The following is an 18,182-nucleotide window of genomic DNA, read 5'->3' as shown; positions in this document are numbered from 1 at the left end:
ATGCGAGTCCTGCTTGTCACGCATTCGTACTGGCCCGAGACCACACCGCCGCAGCGGCGCTGGGACGCGTTCGTCAAGGCCTTCCGCCGCGCGGGCTGCGAGGTCGACGTCGTCGCGCCCTCCCCGGATCCCGCCGTTACCCCGGCCCACGCCGGTGCCTCGCCGGCACCGCGGGCCTTCGGCGCCCAGGAGGGACCCCACGGCGAGACCGTCCACCGGCTGCCGGGCCTGCGCCTGAACGAAACGCGGCTGGGCCGCCTCGTCCGACACAGCGGAACCGCGGCACTGACCGTCCCGCGCGCACTGGCCGCGCCGCGGCCCGACGTCGTCATCGTCACCGTCCCCAGCCTGCCCAACATCGTCGCCGGGTGGATGGTGGCCCGGCTGCGCCGGCGCCCCCTGGTCGTCGAGATGCGCGACGCCTGGCCCGACCTCGCCCGGGAATCCGCCGCCGCACCGCGCCGTCGCGTGCGCGCCTTCGAAGCCGTCATGAGCTCACTGCAGCGCCGCGCGGACCTCGTGGTCACGGTCACGGCGGGCTTCCGCGACCTGCTGGTGTCCCGCGGCGTGCGCCGCGCCGCCACGATACCCAACGGCGTGGTGCCGGCGCTGCTGCCCCGCGTGCCGCCGCGGGCCGCGCACGGCGGCCCCCTGCGGGTGCTCTATCTGGGCAACCACGGCGAGAGCCAGGGACTGGAGACCGTGGTCCGCGCGGCCGCGCTGGCCCGCGGCGCCGTCCAGGTCCGTTTTGTGGGCACCGGGACGATGAAGCCGTCGCTGCGCGCCCTGTCCGAGCGGTGCGGAGCGGGGATCGAATTCCTCGACCCCGTGCACGGGCGCGGCGTGGACGAGCAGTACGCGTGGGCGGACACCTGCGTCGTGTCGCTCAGGCCCGACTGGCCCAGCTTCGAGTGGACGGTCCCGTCGAAGTCCTACGAGCTCATGTCGACCGGCCGGCACCTGACCGCGGTCCTGCGCGGGGAGGCGGCGCGCCTGCTCAACGAGTCCGGGAGCGCGGACGTCGTCGCGGCGGAGCCCGAGGCCATCGCGCGGCTCTGGCGCGAGCTTTCCGCCGCCCCGGAGCGACTCACGCGCAACTCGCGGGCGCGGGACTGGGTGACCGAACACGCCAGCCTCGACAACCTGGGCCGCGAGTACGTGCGCCTCGTGGCCGAACTAGTGGAGGAGAAGACCCATGTCCACGGTCGCTGAGGAAACGCGTCCCGGCACGGCGCGCGGCGGCGTCCGCACCGGCGGCTTCCAGGCCGAGATCCAGGGCTTGCGCGCGGTCGCGGTCCTGGTGGTGGTGGTCTACCACCTGTGGCCGAACCGCCTCGGGGGAGGCTACGTCGGGGTCGACGTCTTCTTCGTCGTCTCCGGTTTCCTCATCACGTCGCACCTCTACCGCGACGTGCTCCGGAACGGCCGCATCGACCTGCTGAGGTTCTGGGCCCGCCGCATCCGCCGCCTGCTGCCGCTGTCCTTCGTGGTGCTCGGCGCCAGCCTGGCCCTGACACTGGCGGTCGTGCCCCGGACGCTCTGGGCGGACACCGGGCGCCAGATCATCGCCAGCGCCCTCTACGTCCAGAACTGGGCCCTGGCCGGCGACTCGGTGGCCTACTCGGCGGAGGGCAACCGGCCCACCGTGGCCCAGCACTTCTGGTCGCTGTCCGTCGAGGAACAGTTCTATGTCGTCTGGCCCCTGCTCCTGGCGGGTCTGCTGCTGCTCGCCGGCCGCCGGGCATCCGGCGCCCGCGGGACACGGCGCGTCTTCGTGGTGGGCCTCGTCGTCGTCGGCGTGCTGTCTTTCGCAACGTCGATCCTGATGACGCGGTACAGTCCCGCCGAGGCCTACTTCGCGACGCCCACGCGCATGTGGGAGTTCGTGGCCGGCGCGCTGGTCGCGGTGGGCCTGGCGGACCGCAGGCTCCGGGGCCTCCCCGCGCAGATGGCAGGCTGGGCGGGACTGGCGGCGATTCTCGCCTCCGCCTGGCTGTACGACGAGACGACGGCGTTCCCCGGCCACGCGGCGCTTCTTCCCGTCGCAGGGACCGCGCTGCTGCTGGCCAGCAACGCGGCCGGCGGCCGCGCGGGAAGCCACCACTGGCTGTCCCGCCGGCCGATGATCGTCCTCGGCGACCTGTCCTACGGCATCTACCTGTGGCACTGGCCGCTCATCGTGGCCGCCCCGTTCGTCCTCGGCGACGGCTGGGGGTGGGAGGCCAAGATCGGCGTGTTGCTGCTGAGCGTCGCGCTGGCGTGGGTCTCGAAGATCGCCGTCGAGGACCCGTTCCGGCGCGGGCCCGGCATCGGCACCAATCGCCGCGCCTACGGCTTCATGGCCGCCGGCATCGTGCTGCTCATCGTCGCCGTCGCGCTGGCCCCCCGCCTGTACCGCGCGGCCGACGACCGTCCCGCCGTCGGCGCGGCGGACGCCTGCTACGGCCCCGCCGCCCTCGCCAACCCCGCTGAGTGCGGCGGCGCGACCGGCACGGGCGCCCCGGACCCGGCGCCCGAGGAGCTCGTGTCCGAGGCGGCCGACCACCCGAACATCGAGTGCCAGACACCGGTCACCGAGGAGTCCAACCGGCCGTGTGAGTTGGGCGCGGCAGGCGGCGGGGCCACGGTCGGCCTGATCGGCGACTCCTACGCCACGCGGTGGATCCCCACCCTCGAAGGCGTCGCCAGCGAGCGCGGATGGCGGCTGGAGACCAGCATCCGGGCTCGTTGCACGCCGTCAGTCGCCGAGGTGGCCCCCACGCAGGACGCGAAGCGCAACGAGGAGAACGCGCTCTGCGCGCGGTCCGTGCGCAACACGGTCGACGCGTGGGTCGCGGACGAGGATCTGGAGACGGTGTTCGTCGCGGCCAGCCAGACCAACCGCGACTTCACCGCCGACCCGGGCCGCGGCGTCGTGGACCCCGGAGTGGACGGATTCGCCGTCTGGTGGGAACGGTTGACCGCGGCGGGCAAGCGCGTCGTCGTGATCGCGGAGACGCCGCGGATGGCGGAGGAGGCCCCGACCTGCCTGTCCGTCAACGCGGACGACCCCGCGGCGTGTTCCGTGGCGCGCGCCGACGCCTGGCCCCGTGCGCGAAACCTGACCGAGGCCTACCGCGCCGCCGACCTGGAGGGCGTGTCCTACCTGGATCTCACCGACGAGTTCTGCGACGAGAGCCGGTGCCACGCGCAGATCGGTTCCGTGATCGTCTACTCCGACGCCGGACACGTCAGCGCGGCGTATGCCGAGGCGCTGGCGCCGGCCTTCGGCCGGGCGTGGGACGCGCTGAGCCCGGAGCCACGGCCGTGACCGCGGCCGGGACGGGGGTCCACGTCGCGCGGAACCTCCGTCTCACCGTCTCCACCGCGCTCCAGCACCTCACCGAGGACCCGACGACGTTCGCGCTGCAGACAGCGCGGCGCCTGCCCCGGGGCCTGCGCGACGGGGCCGTGGCCGTCGTCGGCCGCGCGGTCCGCCGCGACGACTCGGTGGCGGGCGCCGTGGCGCGCATCGTGGGCGGCGACTCCGACGCCGCGGCGCAGGCCCTCGAACGGGCCGCGGCGGGCGGCATCGCGCCCCGGCGCGCCGCACGGCTCGCCGACGTGGCCACCGCCGCGGGCGCCGTCGACACGGCCGAGGCCCTGCTGCGACGTGCGCCGGCCGGAGACCCCCGTGCCGACATCGCGCGCGCCCGCCTCGCCTGGCACCTGGGGGACATGAGCGGGGCGCTGCGGTGCCTCGAAGGACACGGCGGCGCCGCCGCGCGGCTGAGGCGGCGGTGGGAGAGCGAGGCCAGGGTCTTCCGCGGCGCGGTTCCCCGCGTGGACCCCCGTCCGGACTACCGTGCCGAGCCGGGGCGGGTTCTCCACTTCGTGACCAATTCCCTTCCGCACACCGGGAGCGGCTACGCGCAGCGCACGCATTCCATTCTGGTCGCGCTCCGCGCGGCGGGGCGCGCGCCGCTGGCGGTCACTCGCCTCGGCTACCCGGTGCAGGTGGGCAAGCCCTTCGCCGCCGCCGAGGACGTGGTGGACGGCATCCGCTACCTGCGGCTGCTGCCGCCGCGGCTGGACGCGGGTTTCGAGTCCGGGCTGCAGCAGCAAACCGCGTTGCTCGCCGCCGCCGTCCTGGAGCACCGTCCGGCCGTCCTGCACACCACCACCCATTTCGTCAACGCCGTGGCGGTCCGCGCCGTCGCCGAGGCCTACGGGATTCCGTGGGTCTACGAGGTGCGCGGCCAGCTGGCGGACACCTGGGCGTCGACCCGCCCCGACGCCGTCCGGGGCAGCGAGCGCTACCGCCTGTTCCGCGAACGCGAGGCGGAGAGCGCCCGCGCCGCCGACGCGGTCGTGACGCTGGGCGAAGCCATGCGGGACCAGCTGGTGGCCCAGGGCGTCGAGGCCGGAAGAATCGTGCTGTGCCCCAACGCGGTCGGCGAGGACTTCCTGAAGGAGCCGCGCGGCGCCGCGGACGCCCGTAAGCTGGCTGGCCTGGACGCGGGCCACCGCTACGTGGGCACGGTGAGCAGCATCGTCGCCTACGAGGGACTCGACGACCTGGTGGCGGCCTTCGCGCTGCTCGCGCCGCGCCACGCGGACCTGCGGCTGCTGCTGGCGGGGGACGGGGTCGCCCTGCCCGCGCTCCGGCGGCAGGCCGAGCGCCTCGGCGTGGCCGACCGCGTCGTTTTCGCCGGACGCGTGCCGCGCGAGCGGGCCAGCATCTACCACCAGGCCCTCGAGGTGTTCGTCGTCCCCCGCAAGGACCTCGACGTCACGAGGTCCGTGACGCCGCTGAAGCCCGTGGAGGCAGCGGCCTCCGGGCGACCCGTGGTCGCCAGCGACCTCCCGGCCCTCGCGGAACTGGTGCGCGACGGGGAGAACGGGCTGCTGGTCGCCCCGGGGGACCCCGCGGCCCTCGCCGCCGGCATCGAGCGGCTGATCTCCGATTCCGCGCTCGCGCGGCGGCTCGGGGCCGCCGGGCGGGCCTGGGCGGTGGCGGAGCGGACCTGGGCTGCCAACGCGCGGAAATACTCCGCACTGTACGATCGTATAGCGGCAGCGAAGGCCCCGCCCCGGTGAAAACGCCTCGCACATCAGGCCCGAACGCACACCTTGAGAAATCCGAGGACCTTGTTTCCGTGTCACAAGCAACGACCAGCCGACCGTCCGCCCCGGCCAAGAACTCCTATCAGCCGGAGATCCAGGGCCTGCGCGCCCTCGCCGTCCTCCTGGTGGTCGTGTACCACTTCTGGCCGCACCGGCTGACCGGCGGATTCGTCGGCGTCGACATCTTCTTCGTCATCTCGGGCTACCTCATCACCGCCCACATCTACCGCGACATCGTCAATAACGGACGGCTGGACCTCGGCGCGTTCTGGGCGCGGAGGATCAGGCGACTCCTGCCGCTCAGCTTCCTCGTGCTGGGCGTGACGGCGGTCGCCGCCGTCGCGGTCCTTCCGTCGACGCAGTGGGCCACCACGTCCCGGCAGATCGTCGCCTCCGCCCTGTATGTGGAGAACTGGGTGCTGGCGGGGGACGCCGTGGACTACTCGGCGATGGACGACGCGGCCACGGCCGTGCAGCACTTCTGGTCGCTGTCGGTCGAGGAGCAGTTCTACGTCGTCTGGCCCCTCTTCCTCTTCGCGGTCGTCTGGCTGGCCGCCCGCCGCGGGGTGCCCACGGCCGGCCGCCTGCGACGGCTGATGATCACGTTCCTCCTGCTCATCGGCGCCGCCTCGCTGGCGTACTCGCTGTGGTTCACCGCCTACGACCAGGCGCAGGCCTACTTCGTGACCCCGACGCGCATCTGGGAGTTCGCGGCCGGCGCCTTGGCCGCGCTGGTGCTCCAGGGCCGGCAGTTCACCGGCCGCGCCGGCAACGTGCTCGGCTGGGCCGGCCTGGCCGCCGTCCTCGCCTCCGCCGTCCTCTACTCCTCGGCGACCCCCTTCCCGGGCTATGCCGCCCTCCTCCCGATCGCCGGCACCGTCGCGCTGCTCGTGGCCGGAGGCCGGTCCCCGGTGTCCGGGGTCTACTGGTGGTTCTCACTCAAGCCGTCGACCGTCCTCGGCGACCTGTCCTATGCGGTCTACCTCTGGCACTGGCCCGTGGTGGTCCTGGCCCCGTTCGTCTGGGTCGGCGCCGAGACCGCGGCCGGGAAGCTGCTCCTGATCGCGATGATCATCCTGCTGTCCTGGCTCTCCAAGATCCATATCGAGGACCGCTACCGCCGCAGCCAGTTCCTCAAGCCGACGCGCCGGTCCCTGGCGATGGCCGGGACCGGCATGGCGGCCGTGGCGGCCCTCGCCGTGGCGCTTCCCTGGTCCGTGGCCCTGGCCACCCAGGGGCCGACCGTGTCCCAGGACGACGACTGCTACGGCTACGCGGCGCTGGCCAACCCCGAGGGGTGCCAGCCCGTGGCGGGATCCGGGGCACCCTCCCCGAGTGTGGCCGAGGTCGCCGAGCAGTCGAAGGACCCGCTGTTCCCGGACTGCCAGGCCGAGTTCGACACCACCGGGGTGCGCGAGTGCCTGCTCGGTGCCCCCGAGGAGTCCTCGGACGGCGCGATCGCGGTCTTCGGCGACTCCCACGCCACGGCCTGGCTGCCCGCCCTCGAGCCGCTGGCGCAGCGCAACAACCTCACCCTGAAGGTCTACTCGCGCAGCGGCTGCACGCCCACGGTCGCCGAGCTCGAGAACCCCGGGACCGGCAGGGACCTGGAGATGAACACGCTGTGCACGGAGGCGAACCGCGAGATCGTCCAGCGCGTGGCGGCCGACGACTCCGTCGGCACCGTGGTGGTCGCGGCCAACCAGGCGGACTCCGACTTCGTTTCCTCGGAGGGTTTCACCTCGGACGACCCCCAGATCGAGGGCTTCACCAGCCCGTGGAGGGACTGGCTGGACAGCGGAAAACGCGTGGTGGCCATGGGCGAGATCCCGCGCCTGCAGTCCGGCGACGGCCCGGACGCGCCGACGTGCCTCGCCGAGCACCCCCGCGACCCTCTGGCGTGCGCGGTGCCCGAGAGCAAGGCCTTCCCGTGGGGACAGAACATCCGGGACGCCGCCGACACGATGGACGACGAGGGTTTCACGTACGTCGAGACCACGGACTTCTTCTGCCGGGACGGCCGCTGCCACGCGCAGATCGGCGGCATCGTCACCTACTATGACAAGAGCCATGTTTCGCACACGTATGCGGCGAACCTCAGCCCCGTGATCGAGGACAGCCTCCGCAAGGCGGGCGCCATCGACTGACGCGTGTAGCTCGGAGCCGTTGCTGGGGCTCGTTCGTGGCAAGTTTCTCGACCAATACTTAGTTAGGTGTCTTCAGAATGACGGAATTCAAGAATGTTGCCGTGATCGGCCTGGGCTACATCGGCCTCCCCACCGCCGCGATCCTCGCGGCGCAGGGCGTGCGCGTGCACGGTGTCGACGTCAGCGACCGGACGGTCGACGCGGTCAACGCCGGAACGGTGCCCTTCGTCGAGCCCGACCTGGCCGGGTTCGTTTCCGAGGCCGTCTCCCGCGGAATGCTCTCGGCGTCCAAGGAGACCCCGGAGGCCGACGCGTTCATCGTGGCCGTCCCCACCCCCTTCCAGGAGGACCACTCGGCGGACCTCAGCTACATCGAGTCGGCCGCGAAGGCGCTGGCGCCCCGCCTGAAGGGCCACGAGCTCGTTGTCCTGGAGTCGACGTCGCCCCCGCACACCACCCGGCACATGGCCGACGTCATCCTCGCCGCGCGCCCCGACCTGCGCGAGGACACCGAGGGAGCCCCGGGCCTGCTCTTCGCCCACTGCCCGGAGCGCGTGCTCCCGGGCCGCGTGATGGTCGAGCTCGTGACCAACGACCGCATCGTCGGCGGGTCCACGCCGCGCGCCGCCGAGGCCGCGCGGTCCCTGTACCAGACCTTCTGCCAGGGCGAGATCCTGCTGACCGACGACGCGACGGCGGAGATGGCCAAGCTGGTCGAGAACTCCTTCCGCGACGTCAACATCGCCTTCGCCAACGAGCTGTCCGTGATCTGCGACCGCCTCGGGATCAACGTGTGGGAGCTCATCAAGCTCGCGAACCACCACCCGCGCGTCAACATCCTGCAGCCCGGTCCGGGCGTGGGCGGGCACTGCATCGCGGTGGACCCGTGGTTCATCGTCGCCAGCGCGCCGGAGGAGTCCCAGCTGATCCGCCAGGCCCGCCTGACCAACGACGCCAAGCCGTCGTGGGTCATGGACAAGGTCGGCGAGACCGTCGCCTCCGCCGCCGCGGACGCCCCGATCGCGGCCCTGGGCCTGGCGTTCAAGGCGAACATCGACGACCTGCGCGAGTCGCCGGCCGTGGACATCGTCGCGCGCCTGGCCGCGCGGTACCCGGACCGCCGGATCCTCACGGTCGAGCCCCACGTGGACGAGCTCCCGAAGCAGCTGGCCGGCCTGGAGAACGTGGTGCTCTCCACGATGGACGAGGCGCTGGAGGCCGCGCCAGTGGTTGTGCTGCTGGTGGATCACCAGCAGTTCCGCGCCGTGGACCGGGATCGGCTGTCCGGCAAGGGCATCGTCGACACCCGCGGCATCTGGAACTAGGGTCCCGTCGCCCCCCGGTGGGGGCAGACCACGAAGGGCGTTGCCGCAGTCGCGGCAACGCCCTTTTCGGTCCTGCGGCTGCGCCGGCGGGATCCCGCCGGCGCCGAGGGGCTACGGGTAGCGCTGCCCCAGGGCCGCGAAGTCCCACCCGGCGTCCCGGAACCGGTCGCCGTCCACCACGTTGCGCGCGTCGATGAGGCGGCGGTGCGCGACCAGGGGAGCCAGATCCTCCGGGGTGAGCGCCTTGAACTCGTCCCACTCCGTCAGCAGCAGCACGAGGTCGGCATCCGCGGCCGCCTCGGTGAGCGAGCCGACGTAGTTGAGCCGCGGGAAGCGGCGGGCGGCGTTGGCGTTGGCCTCCGGGTCGTAGACGTTGACCGCCGCGCCCATCTCGTACAGGCGCGCCGCGACGTCGAGCGCGGGCGAATCGCGCACGTCGTCGCTCTCCGGCTTGAACGCGACGCCGAGGACGCAGATGCGCAGGTCGGCGACCTCGCCGCCCAGCATGCTGCTCGCCAGGTACACGGCCCGTTCGCGGCGGCGCAGGTTGATCTCGTCCACCTCGGAGAGGAAGCGCATGCTCCGGTCCAGGCCCAGCTCGGAGACGCGCGCCTGCAGGGCGCGGATGTCCTTGGGCAGGCAGCCGCCGCCGAAGCCGATGCCCGCGTTCAGGAAGCGGCGCCCGATGCGCGTGTCGTGCCCGATGGCGTCGGCGAGCGTGCGGATGTCGCCACCCACCGCCTCGGTGACCTCGGAGAAGGCGTTGATGAACGAGATCTTGGTGGCGAGGAACGCGTTGGCGGCCACCTTGACCAGTTCGGCGGTCTCGAAGTCGGTGACGATCAGCGGGGTGCCGGTCGCGAGGATCTTGGCGTAGACCGCCCGCAACGTCGGCTCGGCGTCGGGGCTGTTGACGCCGAAGACCAGGCGGTCCGGCTCCAGCGTGTCCTTGACGGCGAAGCCCTCGCGGAGGAACTCCGGGTTCCAGGCCAGCGAGATGTCGACGCCGTCGCGGGCCTTCTCGCGCAGCAGGCCCTGCAGCCGGCGGGCCGTGCCGACGGGAACCGTCGACTTGCCGACGACCAGCGCGTCGCGGGTGATGTGCTCGGCCAGGGACAGGACCGCGGCGTCGACGTACTTCATGTCGGCGGCGTGCTGGCCCGGCATCTGCGGGGTGCCCACGCCGACGAAGTGCACGTCGGCCCACGCGCCGACCTCGGCGTAGTCGGTCGTGAAGCGCAGCCGTCCGGAGTCCACGTGCTTGCGGATGATCTCGGGCAGGCCGGGTTCGTGGAAGGGCAGCTCGCCCCGCGAGAGGCGTTCGATTTTGGTCGGGTCGACGTCGACGCCGACGACGTCGAAGCCGAGTTCGGCCATTCCGGCGGCATGCGTCGCGCCGAGATAGCCCGTACCGATCACAGAGATCTTCACTGGGTATGTCGCTTTCGTTGGTTGGTGGGTGCGTGCCGGCGGCGGGTCAGGAGGCGGGGGAACCGAAGTCCGGCAGGCGCGTCCCGATGCCGAGGAGCTGGGCGATCGCGGCCACGGTGCGCACGGCGGCCCGCCCGTCACCGTACGGGTTGACGGCGTTGGCCATCGACGCGTAGTAGTCCGGGTCCTCCAGCAGGCGCGTGACCTCGTCGACGATCCGCTGCTCGTCGGTGCCGATCAGGCGCACCGTCCCGGCGTCGACGGCCTCCGGCCGTTCGGTGTTGTCGCGCATCACCAGGACGGGCTTGCCCAGGGACGGGGCCTCTTCCTGCACGCCGCCCGAGTCGGTGAGGACGACGTTGGACAGGGCCAGCGCCCGCGTGAACTCGCCGTAGGGCAGCGGCTCGGTGACGGTGACGTTCTCCAGGCCCTCGAGCGCCGGGAGGATTGCTTCGCGCACCACCGGGTTGCGGTGGGCCGGCAGCAGGATGTGGATGTCCGGGTGGGCCGCGGCGAGGCGCGCGAGGGCCCGCCCGACGCCCTGCATGGCCTCGCCCTGGTTCTCGCGCCGGTGCGTGGTGACCAGCAGGATCTTCTTGCCGGACGCGGCGAGCTCCTCGAGCCGCGGGTCGCTGAACGGCAGCTTCTCCTCGGCCACGCTGAGCAGGGCGTCGATCACGCTGTTGCCGGTCACGGCGATGTCCGCGGGATCGACGGCCTCGCGGACGAGGTTGGCCCGGCTCTGGGAGGTCGGGGCCAGGTGCAGCGCGGCGACCTGGGAGGTGATCTTCCGGTTCGCCTCCTCCGGGAAGGGCGAGTGGATGTTGAACGAGCGCAGGCCGGCCTCGACGTGGACCACGGGGATGCCCCGGTAGAAGGCGGCGATCGCCCCGGCGGTCGAGGTGGTGGTGTCCCCCTGCACGATCACGGCCGCCGGCTTGGTCTCCTCGAACAGCTTGTCCAGGCCCTCGATGGTGCGGGTCAGGACGCCGTTGAGGGTCTGGTGGGGCTGCATGATGTTCAGGTCGACGTCGGGGACGATGCCGAAGAGCTCGTTCACCTGGTCGAGCATCTCCCGGTGCTGCCCGGTGACGACCGTGGTGCAGTCGAAGAGCTCGGACTCGATGATCTCGCGGACGATGGGGGCCATCTTGATGGCCTCCGGCCGCGTACCGAAGATGGGCACGACGAGTGGCCGATTGCTCACGGTGGGGTTCTCCCTTCAGAAAACAAAAACGAGCCTATCAAAGGGGTAGGCGCAACCCGGCCGGGCCGCGCCCGCGGCAGCCGCCGGGTTGCGCCTATAGTGGTCTGGAGTTTGTCACGGCGGATGGAAGGACTGCATGATGGCCGAGGTTGCCGACCCGCTTTTCCGGTTTCTGGTGGTCACCACGGGGTACCCCTCGCCGGACGACCTCTACGACCGGGGCTTCATCCACACGCGGGTGAAGTACTACCGGGCGCAGGGCCACGACGTGCGGGTCTTCGTGTCCGCGTGGCAGTCCGAGGACGTCGCCACCTACGAGTACGAGGGCGTCCCGGTCACCGTCGGCAACGACGACGCGCTGCGCGCGCAGGTGCGCGACGCCGGCGTCGTCCGCCTCCTCGTGCATAACCTGACACCGCGCATCCTCGACGTCCTGCGCGACGTCGCCGACCAGGCCTCCGCCGTCGTCTGGTTCCACGGCCACGGCGCCGAGGGGTGGCACCGCCGCTGGTACAACTACATCGGCGACGCCAAGACCCTGGAGAACTGGGTGTCCGGGCGCCACGACTACACCACCCGCGTGCGCGGCATGCTCCGTGAGGCGTTCGACGACGCGTCGCTGGATCTGGAGGCCGTGTTCGTGTCCCGGTGGTTCCGGGACCACGTCTTCGGTCCCGACATGGGCTTCCTGCCGTCCCGCTCCCGCGTCATCCACAACATGGTGGACACCGGGCACTTCGCGTACCGGCCCAAAAGCGCCGAGGATCGCCTCCGGATCCTGTTGCTGCGGCCGTTCACGTCGCCGAAGTACGCCAACGACCTGGCGGTCGAGGCGATCCTGCGCCTGCGCAACAGGCCGTGGTTCGGGGACCTCTCATTCACGATCGCCGGCGACGGCCCGCTGTGGGAGGAGCTCACCGCCGGGCTCGCCGACCTCCCCAACGTCACCCTGCGGCGCGGCTTCGTCCCGCAGTCCGAGATCCCGGCGCTGCACGCCGAGCACGGCGTTTTCCTGGTCCCCAGCCGCAACGACACCCAAGGCGTGTCGCGGGACGAGGCCATGGCCTCCGGCCTGGTCGCCGTCACCCACCGGGTGGACGCGATTCCCGAGTTCGTGACCGACGGGGTCGACGGGCTGCTGGCCCCAGTCGACAGCGCGGCGGGCATCGCCGACGCCATCGAGCGCCTGTACGAGTCGCCCGAGGAGTTCCTGGCCCTCAGCGAGGCCGGTGCGCGGCGGGTGCGCGCACAGAGCGCGCAGTCCGTCGTCGGCCCGGCCGAGCTCGAGCTCCTCCGGGGGCCGGGCGCCGTCTCCGTCGCCGCGGCCGCCGGGACCGACCACCACACCGCGGGGGAGTAGGAACACCATGGACATCGAAACACCGCAGGGCGACGCGGCACGCGCCGGCGCCGAGGCGACCGAGGTGGCCTGGGAACAGGCCTACCGCGAGCTCGAGGAACAGACCGCACGGATGCTGCGCGGCATCGGGGCGGTGATGGCGCGGCTGGAACGCCGCGCCGACGCCGGGGCCGACGACGCGGAGGGGTCCGCGGACACGCGGGACCTCGCGGCGGAGGCGGAGCGCCTCCGCCGCGACTCGGCCGAACGCGAGAAGAAGGTGGCGTGGCTCCGGTCGCGCCTGGGCCGGGCGATGGACCGCCAGGAGCGCCTCAAGAGCGAGAACCGGCGGCTCAAGAGCGCGCTGTCCCGCGAGCGGGAGCTGGTCGAGGAGCTCAGCGAGCAGCTGCTGATGGTCCAGAAGCTGCAAGGGTCCCGGCGCGCCGGTTCCTGACGCGCCGGATCCCGGCGCGCGGGCCCCGGCGCGCGGGCCCCGGCGCGCGGGCAAGGGCCCCGCGCCCCGGGACCTCCTGGCCGGGCCGCCTAGACCCGGGCCGCCGACTCCCGCGGGGCCCGGTCGTCCATCTCGCGCCAGAAGGCGCGGACGTCCGGATCCTGCCAGTCGTAATCGCCGTACATCCGGCCCAGGCGGGCGACGACGGCGGCCGCCTCGTCGTAGTCCTCGGCGGGGACGAATGCCAGCTTGCGCAGGTACCACTTCTTGAAGAAGAACTCGAGCCGCAGGCGACGGTAGTCCTCGATCAGGCCGACCTCCTCCATCCACGCCGCGCGGGCCTCCTCCAGGGGGAGGTACTTGCGGAAGTACCGGGGCGAGACGACGTTGACCACGGAGCCGCTCACGGCCGCGTAGTAGGCATACACGGGCTTGTTCACCGTGGCCACCTTGCGCGCGTAGAACAGCATCTGCTGGAAGAAGAACGTGTCCTGGCCGACGGCGCCGACCGGCTGCTCCAGGCCGAGCCCCTGGAGCCATTCCGTGCGGGCGGCGACGGCCTCGATGCTGATCGGGTTGAACTGCAGCCGCGCCAGCGTCCCGGCATCGGGGATCAGGAGGCCCTGTTTGCGGGGCATGACCTCCTTCAACCGACGGACGTTGCGCACCACGCCGCGCGTGTCGTCCCAGCGGACCATGTCCCCGACCACGAAGTCGGCGTCCGTGGACCGGAGCTTCTCGAGCATGACGGCATAGCCGTCCTCGACCATCTCGTCGTCGGGGTCCAGGTACGTGACGAACTCGGTGTCGGTGAGCTCCAGCCCCTTGTTGCGCGGGCGCGAGGCGCTGCCCGAGCCGCCCGGCGGGAAACGGAAGGAGGAGACGTTCGGGTAGCGCGCCTCGAGCTCGGCGATGGTCTCCGGGGTGGAGCCGTCCGTGGAGCCGTCGTCGACGAGGATCACGTGCATCTGCCCGAAGACCGAGCAGCGCAGCAGGCTGGCGAACGCCTTGTGGCGGAGGTGGTCGCCGTTGTTGTAGATCGGCACGATCACCGACAGGGTGAGCCCGGCGGGGCGGGGCGCGGCCTCGATGGAGGCCGCGGCGGGCACCGCCTCCGGGACCGTCTCGGGCGGGGCCATGGCGGCGGGGCCGACGCCGAAGGCGTCCAGTCCGTAGGTGGTCAGGCCGGCGCGGCCGACGGCGGCGAGGTCCAGCGTGGCGGGACCGCTGAGCGCCTCGACGAGCGCGGACCGCGCGCCGCCGGCCCCGCCTGCGGTCCACCATGCGGTGGCGTGCAGCGCCTGCCGGCCGTCTTCGAGGAAGCGGTGCGACACGGCGTCGGCCCCGGCCAGGGGAAGCATCGACTTCGCGACGACGTCGGCGTCCGCATAGGCGAAGGCCGCGGCCATGTCCTTGGCGTAGTGCACGCCGTACCGCAGGTCAGCGGAGAGCGGCAGGACGATGTCCGCCTCGAGGCGCGCGAGTCCGTCGGGGTCGACCACCTCCACGGGGCCCACCGACTGGGCGGCCATCGCGGAGCGCAGGGCGTCGTCGGCGTCGGGGGCCACCGCCACGATCCTGGGAGCCTCCGCGGTGACGTCGAACCCGGCGGCGCGCAGGATGTCGTTCATGCGCAGCTGGGCGTGGTCGTCGCTGAAGACCTTGCGGATGCCGTCGGCCTGTGCCCGGCGGAGGTCCTCGAAGGAGAGCGCATCGAGTGCGCCCGCGACGTCCATCGGGGAATTGGCGATGTGCACCTGCGGGTAGTCGCTGTTGATGCCCTTGCTGTAGGTGCTGAGGACGAGGGTGCCCGAGGCCTGCAGCTCCAGCGCGCGGTTAGCGAACATCGTCTGGCTCTCGGACACCGAGTTCAGGTTCACGGCGATGTCGCTGATGCGCTGCAGCTTCATGAGCTCGGCGTGCCCGCGGGCGCGGCCCGTGAAGGCGCGCAGCTCCGGGGGGTAGGCGTAGCGCGGATCGTTCCCGCCGAGGTCGGCGTGCCGGTCGACGATGCCGAGCCGGCGGCCGGCGGCCAGGATGCCGTCGAAGAGCGCGAGCCCCTCGGCCGTCCTCCGGGGATACTTCTGCGGCAGCCAGGACCCGGCGAAGTAGACGAGGTCGGAGCGGCCCGGCCGCGAACCGATCGGCGAGTGGTGCAGCGGGTTGACGCCGAACTTCAGGGGGGTCACGCGGGTGGCCCGCGGGCAATCGCGCACGTAGTCCTCGACCTTCTCCGCGGCGGAGGTGAGGATGACGTCGCACTCGCGGGCGATCGGCAGGAAGCGCTCGTAGTTGGGCGGGTCCTCCTTGGAGTAGAACACCACCGGCACGCCCCGGCGGCGGTAGGCGGGGATCAGGTCCTCCACGAGGCCGCGGCGGCGCCGCGTGCCGGCCGTCGCGACGCCGGACCACGAGGAGTCGTCGAGGCCGCGCCACGTCGACACGACCAGCAGAACGTCGATGTCGCCCAGGTGTTCGGCGTAGTTCTCCAGGGTGAGGGGAACGAGGTCGGCCAGCCCGTCGAAGCTCTGGTAGATGAACCGGTCGGCGACGATGCCGACGCGGCGGCCCGACGGCGTCCAGACGCGGCCGGAGCTCGTGGGCGGGAGCGCGTCGAGCTCGGGCGCCAGCGCGTCGAGGTACTCGTCGACGTTGCCCCCGGACAGGAGCCACTGGTTCGCGCTCGGCCGGGCGTAGGCCGCGAAGGACCCGGGGGAGCCGGCGCCCGCGGGCCCGCCGCGTGCCAGCAGCCCGTCCGCCCGCCGCGTCATCTCCCGGAGCTCGCGCTGCCGGCGCTCAATGAGCGGGAGCAGGGACTCGGCCGGCGAAGCGTTGGATGGCACTGGCGACATCACCTCTCGGGGCTACTTGGTTCCGCGCAGGAGCGGCAGGGTGCGGGCGATGCCGTTGCGCGACTTGCGCAGCAGCACGGTGGTGGCGTGGCGGGGCTGGCGGACCGCCCGCTTGGCCTTGCGCGCCGCGCGGCGCAGGGAGGAGGAGCCGCCGGCCGCGGGTCGCGCCGCGCGCCGCGCGTTGATTTCGGTCAACAGCACGCGTTCCCTCTCGTAGGAAGACTGGAGCTCCGTGATGAGGGAGCGCTGCGTCTCCAGGAGCTTCCAAATGATGTCTGATTGGTCATTCATCGTGATTCCTTCCCGCGGGGCATACGGCGGCGGCCGGGGCGGATGGCGCCGTCAAGTCCGACACAACTTTACCAGTGAAGGCGCGGCGGACCGGCGCCGGGGGCGCGCCCCGTCCCGGGGCACCGCGCGCCTGCGCGTAAGATGGATCAAGCCGACGGCGCGCTGGCCGAGGGCCGCGCCACCATCCGTCGCTCCACGGCAGCACCAGACACGCAGGACGGGGAACCACACGACCATGACCGAGCAGACTCCGTCGGGCGCCCCCGCCCGCGAGACGATCCGCGTGGCCGTCGACATCGATTCCCTCGTCCGCGTGGGCACCAGACCCGGACTCGGCGCGTACATCAAGTCGCTGTGGTCCTACCGGAACTTCATCTCCTACGACGCGTTCTCGCGCCTGCGCAGTTCGATCAGTTCCGACCGACTCGGACCGGTCTGGCTGGTTCTCACGCCGGTGCTGAACGGACTGACGTACTTCCTGATCTTCGGACTGCTGCTGCAGACGAGCCGGGGCATCGAGAACTTCGTCGGGTACCTGATCATCGGCGTGTTCGCCTTCCAGTACACCTCCAAGTCCGTCATGGGCGGCGCGAGGTCCATCGCGAACAACCGGAAGGTCGTCGAGGCGTTCACCTTCCCGCGGGCCAGCCTGCCGCTGGCCGCGGTCATCCGCGAGAGCTTTTCCTTCGCCCCGGCGCTGGCCGCCATGATCGTGCTGATCCTGGCCTTCCCCCCGGCGGAGCGGATCACCTGGCTCTGGCTGCTGGCGGCGCCGATCCTCTTCCTGCAGATGCTGCTCAATCTGGGGCTCGGGCTGCTCCTGGCCCGCCTGGTGGCCGGGACGCGGGACGTGCTCAATGTCCTGACCTTCGCGCTGCGCATCTGGATGTACGCCTCGGGCGTCTTCTACTCGTTCGACCGCTTCGTTAGCCACCCCACCGCGCTGGCAGTGCTCGAGGCCAACCCGCTCCATCAGGTCCTGACGATGCTCCGGCAGGTGCTGCTCTACGGGGAAGCGCCGGCCCTCGGCCAGTGGGGCGTCCTGGGCGGATGGGCCGTGGGCGCGCTCGTGGTCGGTTTCGTCGTGTTCTGGTCCGCCGAGGAGACCTACAGTAGGGAGTCGAAGTGACCGTCGTGTCCCGCGCGGCCGATGCCGCCGTTGCCGTCAAGGACCCCGCCGTCGTCCTCCGCGACGTCAGCATGGTCTACCGCGTGCGCGCGTCGAAGGGTCGCGGGGAAAAGGCCGCCGGCAAGGTGGTCGAGGTGCGCGCCCTCAATCCCCTGAGCCTGGTCGTCAGCCACGGCGAGTCCGTGGGCATCGTCGGCCGCAACGGGTCGGGGAAGAGCACGCTGACGAAGCTGATCGCCGGCAGCATCCTGCCCACCTCGGGCGAGGTGCGCGCCTCCAGCACCCCCGTTCTGCTCGGCGTCAACGCCGCGCTCGTCCCCGAGTTGTCCGGCCGCCAGAACGTGGTCCTGGGGTGCCTGGCGATGGGACTCGACGAGGCCCGGATCAACGAGAAGTTCGACTCGATCGTGAACCTGGCCGGCCTCGCGGATTCGATCAACCTGCCGATGCGGACCTACTCCTCCGGCATGTCGGCCCGCCTGCGCTTCGCGATCGCGGCCGCGGTCGACCCGGAGATCCTCATGATCGACGAGGCGCTGAACACCGGCGACGCCCAGTTCCGCGACAGGACCCGGCGGCGCATGGACGAGCTGCGCAGGAACGCCGGCTGCGTCTTCCTCATCAGCCATTCCCTGGGGACCATCCGGCAGATGACCAACCGTGCGCTGTGGATCGACGACGGCGACCTGCTGATGGACGGGGATCCCAACGAGGTCACGGCGGCGTACAAGCGCTTCACGTGGCTCCTCAGCAAGAACCGCCAGAAGGACGCCGCCGCGCACCGCCAGTCGTTCCTGGACCGGCTGCAGACCGTCGAGATCGTGGACACCTCCCGCCGCGGCTAGCCTCGGCGGCCCGTGCCGCTGCGGCGGCACCTCCCGCCCCGGCGGCACCCCCCGCC

13 protein-coding genes are annotated in these 18,182 nt (G+C 71.9%); 9 read left to right on the top strand and 4 right to left on the bottom strand.

Annotated features, from left to right (window positions below; translation table 11 throughout):
* The 5 genes from ACETWP_RS00830 (at nt 1) to wecC (ending at nt 8,578) form a co-directional block, all read left to right on the top strand.
* A complete protein-coding gene (locus tag ACETWP_RS00830) occupies nt 1–1,212 on the top strand; it encodes a glycosyltransferase family 4 protein (protein WP_373970290.1) in 1,212 nt (403 codons plus the stop codon).
* Nucleotides 1,196–3,310 carry an acyltransferase family protein gene (locus ACETWP_RS00825; RefSeq protein ID WP_373970289.1) on the top strand — a complete coding sequence of 705 codons (2,115 nt, stop codon included), beginning with the start codon at nt 1,196–1,198 and terminating at the stop codon, nt 3,308–3,310. Before ACETWP_RS00830 ends, ACETWP_RS00825 begins: the two co-directional genes overlap by 17 nt.
* The gene (locus ACETWP_RS00820; protein WP_373970288.1) at nt 3,307–5,079 is read left to right on the top strand and encodes a glycosyltransferase family 4 protein; all 1,773 of its coding nucleotides are present in this window, start codon (nt 3,307–3,309) and stop codon (nt 5,077–5,079) included. The genes ACETWP_RS00825 and ACETWP_RS00820 overlap by 4 nt, the downstream gene beginning before the upstream one ends.
* 59 nt (nt 5,080–5,138) lie before the next feature.
* Complete coding sequence (locus ACETWP_RS00815; protein ID WP_373970287.1) at nt 5,139–7,253, top strand: acyltransferase family protein; 2,115 nt, start codon at nt 5,139–5,141, stop codon at nt 7,251–7,253.
* A gap of 77 nt (nt 7,254–7,330) precedes the next feature.
* Nucleotides 7,331–8,578, top strand: coding sequence for a UDP-N-acetyl-D-mannosamine dehydrogenase (wecC, locus tag ACETWP_RS00810; RefSeq protein ID WP_373970286.1), 1,248 nt, complete (start codon nt 7,331–7,333; stop codon nt 8,576–8,578).
* Nucleotides 8,579–8,689: 111 nt separating this feature from the next.
* Here wecC and ACETWP_RS00805 read toward each other — a convergent pair whose 3' ends face one another.
* Both ACETWP_RS00805 and wecB read right to left on the bottom strand, forming a co-directional pair.
* Entirely contained in the window at nt 8,690–10,009 is a 1,320-nt protein-coding gene (locus ACETWP_RS00805) for a UDP-glucose dehydrogenase family protein (RefSeq protein WP_373970285.1), read from the bottom strand.
* A 46-nt stretch (nt 10,010–10,055) separates the two neighbouring features.
* Nucleotides 10,056–11,216, bottom strand: a complete 1,161-nt coding sequence (wecB, locus tag ACETWP_RS00800) for a non-hydrolyzing UDP-N-acetylglucosamine 2-epimerase (RefSeq protein WP_373970284.1) — start codon at nt 11,214–11,216, stop codon at nt 10,056–10,058.
* Between the two features lie 139 nt (nt 11,217–11,355).
* Between wecB and ACETWP_RS00795 the strand changes: the two genes are divergently transcribed.
* Together ACETWP_RS00795 and ACETWP_RS00790 are read left to right on the top strand one after the other, a co-directional pair.
* Nucleotides 11,356–12,576 (top strand): glycosyltransferase family 4 protein, encoded by a 1,221-nt coding sequence (locus ACETWP_RS00795; protein WP_373970283.1) that lies wholly within the window; start codon nt 11,356–11,358, stop codon nt 12,574–12,576.
* A gap of 7 nt (nt 12,577–12,583) precedes the next feature.
* Nucleotides 12,584–13,009, top strand: coding sequence for a hypothetical protein (locus ACETWP_RS00790; RefSeq protein ID WP_373970282.1), 426 nt, complete (start codon nt 12,584–12,586; stop codon nt 13,007–13,009).
* An 89-nt stretch (nt 13,010–13,098) separates the two neighbouring features.
* Here ACETWP_RS00790 and ACETWP_RS00785 read toward each other — a convergent pair whose 3' ends face one another.
* Together ACETWP_RS00785 and ACETWP_RS00780 are read right to left on the bottom strand one after the other, a co-directional pair.
* A complete protein-coding gene (locus tag ACETWP_RS00785; RefSeq protein ID WP_373970281.1) occupies nt 13,099–15,852 on the bottom strand; it encodes a glycosyltransferase in 2,754 nt (917 codons plus the stop codon).
* A 21-nt stretch (nt 15,853–15,873) separates the two neighbouring features.
* On the bottom strand, nt 15,874–16,152 hold the full coding sequence (locus ACETWP_RS00780) for a hypothetical protein (protein WP_373970280.1): 279 nt from the start codon (nt 16,150–16,152) through the stop codon (nt 15,874–15,876).
* Nucleotides 16,153–16,387: 235 nt separating this feature from the next.
* On the opposite strand from ACETWP_RS00780, the gene ACETWP_RS00775 reads away from it, so the two are divergent.
* Both ACETWP_RS00775 and ACETWP_RS00770 read left to right on the top strand, forming a co-directional pair.
* Nucleotides 16,388–17,281: an ABC transporter permease gene (locus ACETWP_RS00775; protein ID WP_373970279.1), complete on the top strand. Its 894-nt coding sequence runs from the start codon at nt 16,388–16,390 to the stop codon at nt 17,279–17,281.
* Nucleotides 17,278–18,126 carry an ABC transporter ATP-binding protein gene (locus tag ACETWP_RS00770; protein ID WP_373970278.1) on the top strand — a complete coding sequence of 283 codons (849 nt, stop codon included), beginning with the start codon at nt 17,278–17,280 and terminating at the stop codon, nt 18,124–18,126. Before ACETWP_RS00775 ends, ACETWP_RS00770 begins: the two co-directional genes overlap by 4 nt.
* The last annotated feature ends 56 nt before the right edge of the window (nt 18,127–18,182 follow it).

Source organism: Arthrobacter halodurans (assembly GCF_041877255.1).
GTDB lineage: Bacteria > Actinomycetota > Actinomycetes > Actinomycetales > Micrococcaceae > Arthrobacter_N > Arthrobacter_N halodurans.
This window is presented reverse-complemented; position numbering and strand designations above follow the sequence as displayed.

Coding starts and splice junctions, on each gene's coding strand:
- ACETWP_RS00830 (WP_373970290.1), top strand. CDS start 1: ATGCGAGTCCTGCTTGTCACGCATTCGTACTGGCCCGAGACCACACCG.
- wecC (WP_373970286.1), top strand. CDS start 7,331: ATGACGGAATTCAAGAATGTTGCCGTGATCGGCCTGGGCTACATCGGC.
- ACETWP_RS00780 (WP_373970280.1), bottom strand. CDS start 16,152: ATGAATGACCAATCAGACATCATTTGGAAGCTCCTGGAGACGCAGCGC.
- ACETWP_RS00790 (WP_373970282.1), top strand. CDS start 12,584: ATGGACATCGAAACACCGCAGGGCGACGCGGCACGCGCCGGCGCCGAG.
- ACETWP_RS00825 (WP_373970289.1), top strand. CDS start 1,196: ATGTCCACGGTCGCTGAGGAAACGCGTCCCGGCACGGCGCGCGGCGGC.
- ACETWP_RS00775 (WP_373970279.1), top strand. CDS start 16,388: ATGACCGAGCAGACTCCGTCGGGCGCCCCCGCCCGCGAGACGATCCGC.
- ACETWP_RS00795 (WP_373970283.1), top strand. CDS start 11,356: ATGGCCGAGGTTGCCGACCCGCTTTTCCGGTTTCTGGTGGTCACCACG.